This is a genomic window from Massilia sp. Root351 (genome assembly GCF_001425045.1).
Lineage (GTDB): Bacteria > Pseudomonadota > Gammaproteobacteria > Burkholderiales > Burkholderiaceae_D > Rugamonas.
Map to the genome: position 1 here is coordinate 142,775 of NZ_LMDJ01000004.1, position 13,251 is coordinate 156,025.

The 13,251-nt window shown below is 67.3% G+C and carries 14 protein-coding genes; 12 read left to right on the plus strand and 2 right to left on the minus strand.

The window, feature by feature from the left end; all coding sequences use genetic code 11:
- Positions 1 to 62: 62 nt before the first annotated feature.
- The 7 genes from plsY to ASD15_RS08820 all read left to right on the plus strand — a co-directional run bounded on the left by plsY (position 63) and on the right by ASD15_RS08820 (position 6,039).
- Entirely contained in the window at positions 63 to 707 is a 645-nt protein-coding gene (gene plsY, locus ASD15_RS08790) for a glycerol-3-phosphate 1-O-acyltransferase PlsY (RefSeq protein WP_057154458.1), read from the plus strand.
- 57 nt (positions 708 to 764) lie between these two features.
- On the plus strand, positions 765 to 1,418 hold the full coding sequence (locus tag ASD15_RS08795; RefSeq protein ID WP_057154459.1) for a DsbA family oxidoreductase: 654 nt from the start codon (positions 765 to 767) through the stop codon (positions 1,416 to 1,418).
- Between the two features lie 103 nt (positions 1,419 to 1,521).
- Complete coding sequence (locus ASD15_RS08800) at positions 1,522 to 2,580, plus strand: diguanylate cyclase (RefSeq protein WP_057154460.1); 1,059 nt, start codon at positions 1,522 to 1,524, stop codon at positions 2,578 to 2,580.
- Positions 2,581 to 2,601: 21 nt separating this feature from the next.
- Positions 2,602 to 2,892, plus strand: coding sequence for a DUF427 domain-containing protein (locus tag ASD15_RS08805; RefSeq protein ID WP_057154461.1), 291 nt, complete (start codon positions 2,602 to 2,604; stop codon positions 2,890 to 2,892).
- Positions 2,892 to 3,632, plus strand: coding sequence for an AAA family ATPase (locus tag ASD15_RS08810; RefSeq protein ID WP_082551686.1), 741 nt, complete (start codon positions 2,892 to 2,894; stop codon positions 3,630 to 3,632). Before ASD15_RS08805 ends, ASD15_RS08810 begins: the two co-directional genes overlap by 1 nt.
- On the plus strand, positions 3,632 to 4,858 hold the full coding sequence (locus tag ASD15_RS08815; protein WP_157200867.1) for a metal-dependent hydrolase: 1,227 nt from the start codon (positions 3,632 to 3,634) through the stop codon (positions 4,856 to 4,858). Before ASD15_RS08810 ends, ASD15_RS08815 begins: the two co-directional genes overlap by 1 nt.
- Before the next feature lie 242 nt (positions 4,859 to 5,100).
- Positions 5,101 to 6,039, plus strand: a complete 939-nt coding sequence (locus ASD15_RS08820; RefSeq protein ID WP_082551705.1) for an ion transporter — start codon at positions 5,101 to 5,103, stop codon at positions 6,037 to 6,039.
- On the opposite strand, the gene ASD15_RS08825 is transcribed toward ASD15_RS08820, so the two are convergent.
- On the minus strand, positions 6,036 to 6,887 hold the full coding sequence (locus tag ASD15_RS08825; protein ID WP_057154463.1) for an oxidoreductase: 852 nt from the start codon (positions 6,885 to 6,887) through the stop codon (positions 6,036 to 6,038). The genes ASD15_RS08820 and ASD15_RS08825 overlap by 4 nt on opposite strands.
- A 131-nt stretch (positions 6,888 to 7,018) precedes the next feature.
- On the opposite strand from ASD15_RS08825, the gene ASD15_RS08830 reads away from it, so the two are divergent.
- The 5 genes from ASD15_RS08830 to ASD15_RS08850 all read left to right on the plus strand — a co-directional run bounded on the left by ASD15_RS08830 (position 7,019) and on the right by ASD15_RS08850 (position 12,035).
- Positions 7,019 to 7,939, plus strand: coding sequence for a LysR family transcriptional regulator (locus ASD15_RS08830; protein WP_057154464.1), 921 nt, complete (start codon positions 7,019 to 7,021; stop codon positions 7,937 to 7,939).
- Between the two features lies 1 nt (position 7,940).
- Entirely contained in the window at positions 7,941 to 8,849 is a 909-nt protein-coding gene (locus ASD15_RS08835) for a LysR family transcriptional regulator (protein WP_057154465.1), read from the plus strand.
- Positions 8,850 to 9,049: 200 nt separating this feature from the next.
- On the plus strand, positions 9,050 to 10,282 hold the full coding sequence (locus ASD15_RS08840) for a CmpA/NrtA family ABC transporter substrate-binding protein (protein ID WP_057154466.1): 1,233 nt from the start codon (positions 9,050 to 9,052) through the stop codon (positions 10,280 to 10,282).
- Between the two features lie 9 nt (positions 10,283 to 10,291).
- Positions 10,292 to 11,227, plus strand: a complete 936-nt coding sequence (ntrB, locus tag ASD15_RS08845; protein ID WP_057154467.1) for a nitrate ABC transporter permease — start codon at positions 10,292 to 10,294, stop codon at positions 11,225 to 11,227.
- A gap of 1 nt (position 11,228) precedes the next feature.
- On the plus strand, positions 11,229 to 12,035 hold the full coding sequence (locus ASD15_RS08850) for an ABC transporter ATP-binding protein (protein WP_057154468.1): 807 nt from the start codon (positions 11,229 to 11,231) through the stop codon (positions 12,033 to 12,035).
- A gap of 67 nt (positions 12,036 to 12,102) precedes the next feature.
- Here the strand turns inward: ASD15_RS08850 and tsaD are convergent, their stop codons facing one another.
- Entirely contained in the window at positions 12,103 to 13,143 is a 1,041-nt protein-coding gene (tsaD, locus tag ASD15_RS08855; protein ID WP_057154470.1) for a tRNA (adenosine(37)-N6)-threonylcarbamoyltransferase complex transferase subunit TsaD, read from the minus strand.
- Positions 13,144 to 13,251 lie beyond the last annotated feature (108 nt).

Consider the following 13,251-nt stretch of genomic DNA (forward strand, 5'->3'; position numbering starts at 1 on the left):
CTTGTTGTATAGTCGTCAGCCGCGCCGCAGTGGCCGGCGAAAATAGAACAAGAAGGATAGCTATGAATACAGCACTGATGACAGTGGCGATGGCCGTGGGCGCCTACCTGCTGGGCTCGATCTCGTTTGCCGTGGTGGCGAGCAGACTGTTCGGCATTGCCGATCCGCGCACCTACGGTTCCAAGAACCCGGGGGCGACCAACGTGTTGCGCAGCGGTAACAAAAAAGCCGCCATTGCCACCCTGATCGGCGACGCCGCCAAGGGCTGGCTGGCGGTATGGCTGGCGGTGCGCTACCAGGAACAGCTGGGCGTGGGCGACGTCGCCATCGCGCTGGTGGCCATTGCCGTGTTCCTGGGCCACTTGTGGCCGATCTTCTTCCGCTTCGTGGGCGGCAAGGGCGTGGCGACCGCCGCCGGCGTGCTGCTGGGCCTGAATGTCTGGCTGGGCCTGGCGACCCTGGCCACCTGGCTGGTGGTCGCTTATGCCTTCCGCTACTCGTCGCTGGCCGCGCTGGCCGCCGCCGTGTTCGCGCCGTTCTACTATGGCTTGCTGTTCGGCATCGACGCCATTTTGCTGGCGGTCGCGGCCATGAGCATGCTGCTGCTGTTCCGCCACAGCGCCAACATCTCCAACCTGATGGCCGGCAAGGAAAGCCGCATCGGCAGCAAGAGCGCCGGCGCGGCCAAGGCGGCGAAAAAGAAGTAAGCGTTGAAATAGGCCGTGGCGGCCCCATCTTGCAGGGATTCACTCTGCGAGGCCGCCATGACCACCCCCATCAAAATCGATTTCGTTTCCGACGTTTCCTGCCCCTGGTGCGCCGTGGGCCTGAACGCGCTGGAAACCGCGCTGAAGAACATCGGCGCCGAGGCGGCCCCCGCGCTGCACTTCCAGCCCTTCGAACTGAACCCCAACATGGGGCCGCAAGGGCAGGACATCACCGAACACATCACCCAGAAATACGGCGCCACGCCGGAGCAGCAGGAACAGTCGCGCGCCATGATACGCCAGCGCGGCGCCGAGGTCGGCTTCGACTTTGCGATGGGCAAGCGCAGCCGCATCTATAACACCTTCGACGCGCACCGCCTGCTGCACTGGGCCGGCGAGCAGGGCGGGGGCAAGCAGCGCGCGCTGAAGCACGCCCTGTTTACCGCCTACTTCACCGAAGGCGAAGACCCGAGCGCGCACGCGGTGCTGCAGGCGGCCGCCGTCAAGGCCGGGCTGGATGCGCAAGGCGCGGCGGCCGTGCTGGCCTCGGACCGCTACGCTGCGGACGTGCGCGCCGCCGAGCAGTTCTACCAGGGCCAGGGCATCAGCTCGGTGCCGGCCGTCATCATCAACGACCGCCACCTGATCTCGGGCGGCCAGCCGGCCGAGCTGTTCGAGCGCGCGCTGCGCCAGATCATGGCCGGCGGCTGAGCCCTGCCGATTTGCTGCCGGCGCGGGCTTGCGCTAAACTTGTCTATGTAGCACCGAAGCTTATACACTAGACAAGCGCAACGACGCTACGAAGGGAAGGTTCATGCTGGCTGCAGAGAATATACATCCGTTGGGCGCCCATCCGTTCAGCTGCGCAATCCCGCCGGACGACAGCCGCCGCGTGGCGGCGCTGCAGCGCTACCACGCGCTGCACATGCCGGGCTGCGAAGAACTCGCCTTCCTCGCCGAGCTTGCCGCGCAGCTGTGCGGCGTGCCTTACGCCCAGGTCACCCTGGTGGACGCCGAGCATGCCTGGATCCTGGCCGCCAGCGGCATGCCCACCGATACGCTGCCGCGCGGGCAAAGCTATTGCTCGCTGGCCGTGCTGGGGCAGCAGGCCACTGAAATCGAAGACCTGAGCGCCGACCCGCGCACTGCCCGCATGCCGCTGACGCAGGCAGCGCCCCGTCTGCGCATGTACAGCAGCGCCGCGCTCATCACGCCGGACGGCTACGCCATCGGCGCCCTGAGCGTGATGGACGTCAAGCCGGGCCGGCTGGACCACGCCCAGGCGCGCAGCCTGCGCCGCCTGGCCGCCCAGGCCATGGCGCTGCTGGAGGCGCGCGCCGCCCGCTGCGCGCTGCAGGCGGCCCAGGCCCAGCTGGCAGAGCTGGCCACCACCGATGAACTGACTGGCCTGCACAACCGGCGCGCGCTGCTGGGCAAGCTGAGTTTCGAAGTGGCGCGCACGCGCCGCTTCCGCACCCCGCTGTCGGCGCTGCTGATCGACCTGGATGGCTTCAAGGCCGTCAATGAACGCCATGGGCACGAGGCGGGCGACCTGGTGTTGGCCAATGTTGGCCGCCTGGTGCGCGAAAACGTGCGCGTCATCGACCTGGCCGGGCGCTACGGCGGCCAGGAAATCTGCGTGCTGCTGCCGAACACGCCGAAGGAGGGCGCGCTCAAGCTCGCCGACAACCTGCGCGGCAAGATCGCCGCGCAGATCCACCGCGAAGCCGGGCGCCTGCTGCCGGTCACGGCCAGTATCGGCGTCGGCTCGTTCAACCACATGGACATCAACGACGGCGACAGCCTGCTGCGCGCGGCCGAACAGGCGCTGGCACGCGCCAAGGCCAACGGGCGCGACCGGGTGGAAAGCTGATTCAGTTCACAGGAGGCAGCCATGCCTAAAGCAATCTGGAACGGCGAAGTGATCGCCGAAGCGAACGACGACGAAGTGCAGATCGTCGAGAACAACGTCTATTTCCCGATCGGGAAAGTGAACGAAGAGTACCTGCAGGACAGCGTGCACACCACCACCTGCCCGTGGAAAGGCACGGCCAACTACTACCACCTGGTGGTGGACGGCAAGGTCAACGAGGACGCCGCCTGGTTCTACCGCCACCCGTCCGACAAGGCGCAGCACATCAAGGACCACATCGCCTTCTGGCACGGCGTCGAGGTGCAGCGCTAGTGCGCGGACTGCAAGCCAAGCCCTACCTGCAAAGCGTCAGCGCCGCGTACGGCCCCGGCGTCGACCTGGCGCTGTTCCCCTACTGCGTGCCGGCCGTGCGCGAGCTGCGCGAACTGGCATTCCACGCCGACGTCACCTTCTTCGTCGGCGAGAACGGCAGCGGCAAATCGACACTGCTGGAAGCGCTGGCGCTGGCGCTGGGCTTCGGCATCGAAGGCGGCACCATCCACAACACCCTGCTCAACACCGCGCGCGCCGGCTCCACGCTGCAGGACCAGCTCAGGCTCTCGCGCAGTTTCCGCCGCCCGCGCGACGGCTACTTCCTGCGCGCCGAGAGCTTCTACAACGTCGCCACCTACATCGACGACATGCCCGGTGCCACCGGCTACGGTAACCGCAAACTGCACTCGCGCTCGCACGGCGAAGCGTTCATGACCGTCTTGCTGGAAAAATTCCGGGGACAGGGGCTGTACCTGCTGGACGAGCCGGAAGCGGCGCTGTCGCCCAATCGCCAGCTGGCCGCGCTGTCGGCCATCCACCAGCTGGTGCAGCAAGCGTCGCAGTTCATCATCGTCACCCACTCGCCTATCCTGCTGGCCTACCCGAACGCGAAGATCTACTGCTTCGACGCCAGCGGCATCACCGAGATGGCGTACGAGGACACCGAACACTACGCCGTCACGCGCGATTTCCTCAACCACTACCCGCGCCGCCTCGAGCAGCTTTTCGCAGAAGATTAATGGACAACATCACCCACACCGTCGTCGGCCTGGGCGTCGGCGAACTGGTGCAGCGCAGCCTGCCCGCCGAACCGGACGAGGCGGGCCAGCGCACCCGCCACCGCCTCTTGCTCACCGCCTGCGCCGCGGCCAGCAATTTTCCCGATCTGGACCTGTTGCTGACCAAGCTGCTGCCCGATCCGCTCGGCTACCTGCTGCACCATCGCGGCCACACCCACACCCTGCTGTACGAAGTGCCGCAGGCGCTGCTGCTGGTGGCGCTGCTGTGGCTGCTTTGGCCGAACGCGCGCGCGCTGCTGCGGCGCAGCCATCAGGCCCGCGCCGGGCTGGCGGCGGCGGTGGTGCTCGGCTTCCTGCTGCACATCGGCATGGACTTCCTCAACTCCTACGGCGTGCACCCGTTTTACCCGTTCGACGGGCGCTGGTTCTACGGCGACATGATCTTCATAGTCGAACCCGTGTTCTGGGTCGCGTTCGGCGTGCCGCTGATCATGGCGGTGGGCTGGCCGTGGCTGCGCTGGCTGCTGCTGGCGGGGCTGGCTGGCGTGCTGTGCTATTTCACTGCGCGCGGCTTCCTGGGCGCGGTCTCGCTGGCCGGCCTGCTGGCGCTGGGCGCCGGGCTGGCCGTGCTGAAGGCCGCGCGGCGCCGCAGCCGGCGCGCCATGGCGCTGGCGCTGCTGCTGTGCGCCGGCTTTGTCGCCGCGCAAGGCGTGGCCAGCACGGTCGGGCGCCAGCGGGTGCTGGCAGCGCTGCAGGCAGCCGATCCGCAATCGCGCATTCACGACGTGGCCATGACCGCCTTCCCGGCGCAGCCGCTGTGCTGGGTCTTCGTATCGATCGAAGCCGACGCAGCGGCCGACCGCTACCGCCTGCGGCGCGGGCTGATCAGCCTGGCGCCGGACTGGCTGCCGCCGCAGCAATGCCCGTCCGGCCTGCTCGACCCGCCGCCGCACAGCGCCGCCGTGCCCGGCATCGACCTGTACGGCCAGGTAAGCGGCAGCCTGGCCGGCCTGCGCGCCCAGAACGGCGGCAACTGCTGGCTGGCGGCCTGGCTGCGCTTCGCGCGCATGCCCGCCATCGTGGACGGCGTCGCCACCGACATGCGCTTCGCCACCACCCCGCGCGGCAACTTCACCGCGCTCGACCTGGCCGCCACTGCCGGCCGCGCCTGTCCCGCCGACATCCCCGCCTGGACCCCGCCCCGCGCCGGCCTGCTCGCCCCCTGACCCATCACCCGCCCGGCAGCCTGAGCCGCATTTTGCCAAAACCAGGGGTCTGACCCCGATTTTAGGCAAAATGCGGCTCAGCTTGCTTTAGCTATGTGGGGCGGTGAAATGACGGGGAAATTGATGGCGCAAAACGGTGGGGGTTCGTCATTTTAGGCAAGCGGCGGCTCGCGCGGCTGTGGTGTGCTTCCAGATGAGTGGGGGCGCGGTATCATGGCCGGATTCCATGCCTGTACTTGACCATGACCCCGACTGAATCGCCGCCCCATGCCGCGCCGGCGCCCGTGAGCGCATCCACCGATCCCCTGCAGCACTACGGCAAGCCGGCCGGCGGCTGGCGCGCGCGCCTGTACGCGGTGATCTTCGAGTCGGATACCTACGCCGGACGCCTGTTCGACCTGGCGCTGATCGGCGCCATCGTGCTGAGCGTGGCGGTAGTGGTGCTGTCGAGCATGGCGCCGGTGGCGCGGAAGCACGGCACGCTGCTGACATGGGCGGAGTGGTTCTTCACGGCGCTGTTTACCGTGGAATACATCGGCCGCCTGCTGTGCGTGCAGCGCCCGCTGCGCTATGCGCGCAGCTTCTTCGGCGTTATCGACCTGCTGGCCGTGCTGCCCAGCTATGCGTCGCTGCTGGTGCCGGGCGCGCATGTGCTGCTCGATATCCGCATCCTGCGCCTGCTGCGCATGTTCCGCATCTTCAAGCTCACCCTGTACATCCAGGAGTACGGCATGCTGGGCCGCGCGCTGATGGCGAGCCGGCGCAAGATCCTGGTGTTCCTGTCGGTGGTGATGATGGTGGTGCTGCTGCTGGGCACGGTGATGTTCCTGGTGGAGGGGCCGCGGCACGGCTATACCAGCATTCCCACCGCCGTCTATTGGGCCATCAGCACCGTCACCACGGTCGGCTTCGGCGACCTGGTGCCGAAGACCGACCTGGGCCGCGCGGTGGCGTCGCTGATGATGCTGCTGGGCTGGGGCATCCTGGCGGTGCCGACCGGCATCATCAGCTCGGAGATCGCCTACCAGCGCAGTACCGGCTACGCGCCGCTGCGGCGCTGCCCGGCTTGCCGCGCCGAAGGCCACGAGGTGCTGGCGCGCTTCTGCAAGGATTGCGGCAGCGCGCTGCCCGTCACGCCGGTCGCCCCGGTCCCGCCACCCCAGCCGGCCCCGCCGCCTTAGGCGGCTTGCTGCTGCACGTCGTCGTGGTCGGTCGACAGCGACAGGCCGATCCATGCGCCCAGCTCCTGCTCGACGAAACGGTTCTTCTCGCGCACCATGCGCACCGTGTCGCTGCCCAGCAGCAGGCGCACCGGCGGCTGCGCCGTGTCGGCCAGCTGCAGCACGGCCAGCGACAGCTTGCGCGGGTCGCCCGGCTGCTTCAGGCTGATGCTGGCGGCCAGCGTGCGCATGGCGCCCACGGTGGCGGCATAGTCGCCCAGCTGCGCGCCGGTGGATACCAGCGAGTTCCCCTCCAGGAACCCGGTGCGGAAGTAGCCCGGCTCGACCACGGTGACGTGGATGCCCAGCGGCCGTACTTCCTCGGCCAGCGCTTCGCTGATGCCTTCCACCGCGAACTTGGTGGAGCCGTACACGCCCCAGCCCGCCGCCGCCGTGTAGCCGCCCACGGACGACATATTGATCACATGGCCGCTGCCTTGCCTGCGCATCTGCGGCAGCACGGCGCGGGTGACGTTGAGCAGGCCGAACACGTTGGTGTCGTACAGCGCGCGCACTTCCTCGGCGCTGGCTTCCTCGACCGCGCCCAGCAGGCCGTAGCCGGCGTTGTTGACCAGCACGTCGATGCGGCCGAAACGCTCCACGGCGGCGCGCGCGGCCAGCACGGCGGCCGCTTCCTGCGTCACGTCCAGGCGCACGGCCAGCAGATTGGGCTGTTCGCCCAGCGCGTCGATGACGGATTGCGGATTGCGGGCGGTGGCGACCACGCTGTCGCCGCGCGCCAGCGCGTCTTTGGCCATCAGGACGCCGAAGCCGCGGGATGCACCGGTAATGAACCATACTTTGGACATGCTGGTCTCCTTGAGAGGGGTGGGGGGGGTGATGCAAGCCAGTTTATGCGGGGCAGCTCTGTTACACTAGATAGCGTAAAGGCGTTTGATTTTCACGCTTTGGTTGTAAATAAAATGGAACACAGGAGCGCATGGATAAATCCCGCGTCATCACCCTTTTCATCGGCGTTGTCCGCGCAGGCAGCTTCAGCCAGGCGGCGGCCGAGGTGGGGCTGTCGCCGCAGGCGGTCAGCAAGGCGGTGCGGCAGCTGGAGGACAACCTGGGCGTGCGCCTGTTCCACCGCACCACGCGCAGCCTGAGTTTGACGGAGGAGGGCCAGCGCCTGTTCGAGCTGGCCAATCCCGGCCTGCGCCTGCTGGACGAGGCGCTGGAGCAGGTGCGCAACAGCCGGCAGGACATGGACGGCATGATCCGCGTGGCCGCGCCCACGTCCTTCGGCAGCCACCTGCTGATCCCGCTGGTGCGCGACTTCCAGGCGCTGCACCCCGGCGTGCGCTTCGACTTGCTGCTGGAAGACCATTTCACCGACCTGATCGAAGCCAAAATCGACGTCGGCTTCCGGGGCGGCAACCCGCCCGAGCGCAACCTGATCTCGCGCCGCATCGGCGAGCTGGCGCTGCTGGTGTGCGCGGCGCCGGCCTACATTGCCCGCTACGGCGCGCCGCAGAGCGTGGACGACCTGCTGGCGCACCGCTGCACCGGCTTCCGCCAGCCCAACACGGGCCGGCTGATGCCGTGGGAACTGCACGGCGAGGGCGGCACGATCTACAAGGACATCCCCGCCGTGACCAGCTTCAACACCGCCGAAGCCGAAGCCGAAGCGGTGCTGGCCGGCATGGCGATCGGCCAGCTGGCCGGTTACATGGCCGCGCAGCACCTGGCCGCTGGCACGCTGGTGCACCTGCTGCCGTCCACCACGGTGACCAGCGGCGCCATCTATATGTATTACCAGCAGCGCACCCAGATGCCGCAGCGCGTGCGGCTGTTCATCGATTTCGCTTCGGAACGGGCCCCCGGCCTGTTCCCGAAGATCAAACTGCTAAAGAGCTGATATGGACCGTTTGCATGTGATGGGGGTGTTCGTCGCCGTCGGCGAGGAGCAGAGCTTTGCCGGCGGGGCGCGCCGGCTGGGGATGTCGCCGCCGGCTGTCACGCGCGCCATCGCCACGCTGGAGGAGCGCCTCGGCGTGCGCCTGCTGGACCGCAGCACGCGCCATGTGCGCGTCACCGAGGCCGGCCAGCGCTACCTGGACGACGCGCGCCGCATCATCGCCGAGGTGGACGAGGCCGACGAGGCGGCCGCCGGCAGCAACGCCGCGCCGCGCGGCCACTTGTCGGTGACGGCGCCGGTGCTGTTCGGCCGCCAGTACATCACGCCCGGCATCGTCGAGTACCTGCGCCGCTATCCGGGCATGGAGGTCAGCGCCATGTTCGTCGACCGCGTCACCAATATGATGGAGGAGGGTATCGACGTGGCGGTGCGCATCGGCGAGCTGCCCGACTCCAGCTTGCGCGCCGTCACCGTGGGCCAGGTGCGGCGCGTGATCTGCGCCTCGCCCGCCTACCTGGCCGAACACGGCACGCCGTCCAGTCCCGAGGCGCTGGCGCAACACGTCATCGTGATGTCGTCCGGTTCCAGCACACCGCCGGACTGGCGCTTCGCCAACGCCGGCCGCAGCCAGTCGCTGCGCTTCAAGCCGCGCCTGGTGGTCAACAGCAACGACGCGGCCATCGAGGCGGTGCGGCGCGGCTTCGGCATTACCCGCCTGCTGTCCTACCAGGCCGAGGCGCTGCTGGCGTCCGGCGAGCTGACTTTGTTGTTGGAACAGTATGCCACGCCCGGCGTGCCGGTAAGCATCGTGCACCGCGATAGCCGCCAGGGCTCGGCCCGCATCCGCAGTTTTGTCGACCTGATGGCCGGGCGCCTGCGCGCCGAACCCATTTTGGTGCCCTCCGCCTAGCGCTCCGCCGCGCGTGCCGTGTTGCGGTGCGCCTGCTTTTGGTGCACCGCACAATGTCGGTGCCGAAAATACATTTCTTTCCCCGCCAAGCGGCATAAAGCCCCGTATTTGCGCGTTCCGTGGCCTGGCACAGCTATTGCAAAGCTAGTTGCAGGGCAGGCGTCCGCCTGCCGCAGTTCACAAACTAGCATGGGGATAAGATGGACAGCAAAATCAGCTTGACTCGCCGCAGCCTGTTGAAAGCCGGCGCCGCCACCGCACTCTCCGGCCTTGCCACGCAAGGCGTCTGGGCCGCCGGCTCGGACAAGCCTGAAAAGGAAGAGGTCAAAGTCGGTTTCATCCCGCTCACCGACTGCGCGTCGGTGGTGATGGCGTCCGTGCTGGGCTTCGACAAGAAGTACGGCATCAAGATCGTGCCGAGCAAGGAATCGTCCTGGCCCGGCGTGCGTGACAAGCTGGTCAACGGCGAGCTGGATGCGGCGCACGTGCTGTACGGCCTGGTCTACGGCGTGCACCTGGGCGCGGGCGGCCCCAAAAAAGACATGGCCGTGCTGATGAACCTGAACCACAACGGCCAGGCCATCACGCTGTCCAAAAAGGTGGCCGACAAGGGCGGCGTGGACGGTCCCTCGCTGGCCGCGCTGATGAAGAAAGACCCGCGCGAGTACTCCTTCGCGCAGACCTTCCCCACCGGTACCCACGCCATGTGGCTGTACTACTGGCTGGCCAGCTACGGCATCAATCCGATGAAGGACGCCAAGGTGATCACGGTGCCGCCGCCGCAGATGGTGGCCAATATGCGCATCGGGAACATGGACGGCTTCTGCGTGGGCGAGCCTTGGAACCACCGCGCCATCGTGGACGGCATCGGCATCACCGCCACCACCACCCAGGAGATCTGGCGCGACCACCCGGAAAAGGTGCTGGGCACCAGCGCCGAGTGGGTGAAGAAGTATCCCAATACCGCGCGCGCACTGACCGCCGCCATTCTCGACGCCAGCCGCTGGATCGACGCGTCGCTGTCGAACAAGATGAAGATGGCTGAAACCATCGCCGACAAGTCCTATGTGAACACCTCGGTGGACGTGATCAACCAGCGCATCCTGGGACGCTACCAGAATGGCCTGGGCAAGACCTGGGACGACCCGAACTCGATGAAGTTCTACAACGACGGCTCGGTGAACTTCCCCTACCTGTCGGACGGCATGTGGTTCCTTACGCAGCAAAAGCGCTGGGGCCTGCTCAAGGCCGAGCCGGACTACCTGGCCGTGGCCACGCAGATCAACCAGATCGACGTGTACAAGGACGCTGCCGCCATGGCCAAAGTGGCGGTGCCGAAAGCGCCGCTACGCAGCGTCAAGCTGATCGACGGCACCACCTGGGACGGCAAGAATCCGAAGGCCTACGCCGATTCATTCAAGATCAAAGCATAAGGAGCAGCCATGAGCGCAGTCCTGCACAATATCGCCGCCGCACCAGCCACAGCCGCCGCAGTGCCTGCGGCCATAGCCGCAGCAGCCAATGACGAGGCGCCGCCCAAGCCGGCGCGCAGCGAGCGCATCGCCGCCAAGGGCATCAAGCTGGAATCGGGCAGCGCGCGCCTGCGGCCCTTCGTGATGAAGTATCTGCCGCCCGTGATCGGCCTGGCGCTGCTGGTGCTGGCGTGGCAGATCCTGGCCGCCAAGAACAGCAGCTTCCCCACGCCCTGGGCCACCTGGGAGGAGGCGGTCAAGCTGTTCTCGGACCCGTTCTACCGCAAGGGGCCGAACGACCAGGGCATAGGCTGGAACGTGCTCGCGTCGCTGCAGCGGGTGGGCATCGGCTTCGGCCTGGCCGCGCTGGTGGGCATCCCGCTTGGCTTCATCATCGGCCGCTTCAAGTTCATGTACGGCATGTTCAGCCCCATCATCAGCTTGCTGAAACCGGTGTCGCCGCTGGCCTGGCTGCCGATCGGCCTGCTGGTCTTCAAGGCCGCCGATCCGGCCGCCATCTGGTCGATCTTTATTTGCTCGATCTGGCCGATGATCATCAACACCGCCGTCGGCGTGCAGCGCGTGCCGCAGGACTACATGAACGTGGCGCGGGTGCTGAGCCTGTCGGAATGGAAGATCGTCACCAAGATCCTGCTGCCGTCCGTCCTGCCCTACATGCTGACCGGCGTGCGGCTGGCCATCGGTACCGCGTGGCTGGTGATCGTCGCGGCCGAAATGCTGACCGGCGGCGTGGGCATCGGCTTCTGGGTCTGGGACGAATGGAACAACCTGAACGTGCCGCACATCCTGATCGCCATCGGCGTGATCGGCATAGTCGGACTGTTGCTGGAATGGGCGCTGGTGTCGCTGGCCCAAGCCTTCACCTACGAACAAGTGGAGAACTGATATGAGCGCGAACAAATTCATCGACATCAGCAACGCCGAGATGGTGTTCAACACCAAGAAGGGCCAGTTCCATGCGCTGGCCAATGTGAACCTGGCGGTGCAGCAGGGCGAATTCATCACGCTGATCGGCCACTCCGGCTGCGGCAAGTCCACCCTGCTCAACCTGATCGCGGGCCTGACCACCGCCACCGGCGGCGTCCTGCTGTGCAACGGCCGCGAGATCGCCGGGCCGTCGCCGGAGCGCGCGGTGGTGTTCCAGAACCATTCGCTGCTGCCGTGGCTGACCTGCTACGAGAACGTCTACCTGGCGGTGGAGCGCGTCTTCAGCGCCAGCGAGAACAGCAAGCAGCTGCAGGAGCGCACCTGGGCCGCGCTGGCGCTGGTGGGCCTGACGGCGGCGGCGGGCAAGCGTCCCCATGAAATTTCGGGCGGCATGAAGCAGCGCGTCGGCATTGCCCGCGCGCTGGCGATGGAGCCCAAAGTGCTGCTGATGGATGAACCGTTCGGTGCGCTGGACGCGCTCACGCGCGCCCACCTGCAGGACGAGCTGCTGCGCATCGTGGCGGCCACCGGTTCAACGGTGGTGATGGTGACCCACGACGTGGACGAGGCGGTGCTGCTGTCGGACCGCATCGTGATGATGACCAACGGCCCTGCGGCGACCATCGGCGACATCGTGCAGGTGCGCCTGGCGCGCCCGCGCGAGCGCCTGGCGCTGGCGCAGGACCCGCTCTACATCGACTACCGCACCAGCGTGCTGGAGTTCCTGTACCACCGCCAGGGACGGCCGGCGCAGAAGGCCGCCTGAGCGCTGCGGCGGGTTGCGGCGTGCCGCCTGGCCCGCCCTGCGTCGGCCAATGCGCGCGGCGCCGTTCTCAAACAACCTTCAGCTCATCCAGCGGCCAGCGCGGGCGCACGTTGAAGGCGTAGTCCTTCTGCGCCGCGTCCGGGTTGATCATCAGGCGCATGGCGCCGGCAAAGGCGATCATGGCGCCGTTGTCGGTGCAGAACTCCAGCTCCGGATAGTAGACCTTGAACTTCTTCTTGGCCGCCGCCGCGTTCAGCGACGCGCGCAGCTGCGCGTTGGCGCCCACGCCGCCGGCGATCACCAGCCGCTTCAGGCCGGTGTGCTTGAGCGCCGACACGCACTTGGCCGTCAGCACCTCCACGATGGCGTCGACAAAGCCGCGCGCGATGTCGGCCTTGTCCTGCTCGCAGATGTTGGCGATCACTTTTTCTTCGTGGTTCTTCACCACCGTCAGCACCGCCGTCTTCAGGCCGGAGAAGCTGAAGTTGAAATCCTTGGTGTGCATCATCGGGCGCGGCAGCTTGTAGGCTGTGGGGTCGCCGAACTCGGCCAGGCGCGAAATGGCCGGGCCGCCCGGATAGCCCAGGCCCAGCAGCTTGGCCGACTTGTCGAACGCTTCGCCGGCCGCGTCGTCCAGCGTCTCGCCCAGCAGGGTGTACTGGCCCACGCCGTCTACCCGCATCAGCTGCGTGTGGCCGCCCGACACCAGCAGCGCGATGAAGGGGAACGCCGGCGGCTGCGAGGCCAGCAGCGGCGACAGCAAATGGCCCTCCAGGTGGTGCACGCCCAGCACCGGCTTGTCCAGCGCCATGCCCAGGCTGCAGGCGATCGACGAGCCCACCAGCAGCGCGCCGGCCAGGCCGGGCCCTTGCGTGTAGGCGATGGCGTCGATGTCGGCCAGCTGCTTGCCGGCGCCCGTCAGCGACTGCTCCAGCAGCGGGATGGCGCGCCGGATATGGTCGCGCGAGGCCAGCTCGGGCACCACGCCGCCGTACTCCTCGTGCATGGCGACCTGGGAATACAGGGCATGGGAAAGCAGGCCGCGCTCGGTGTCATACAGCGCCAGGCCGGTTTCGTCACAGGAAGATTCAACGCCGAGAACGATCATTGGAACAGTGCAAAGTGAAAGGGGAATCCGCCATTGTAATGGAAAGCGCGCCCGGCCCGCACCAAAGGGGCCCGCGCCGCACCGCCGCAGGGCGCACGGCCAAGCAGC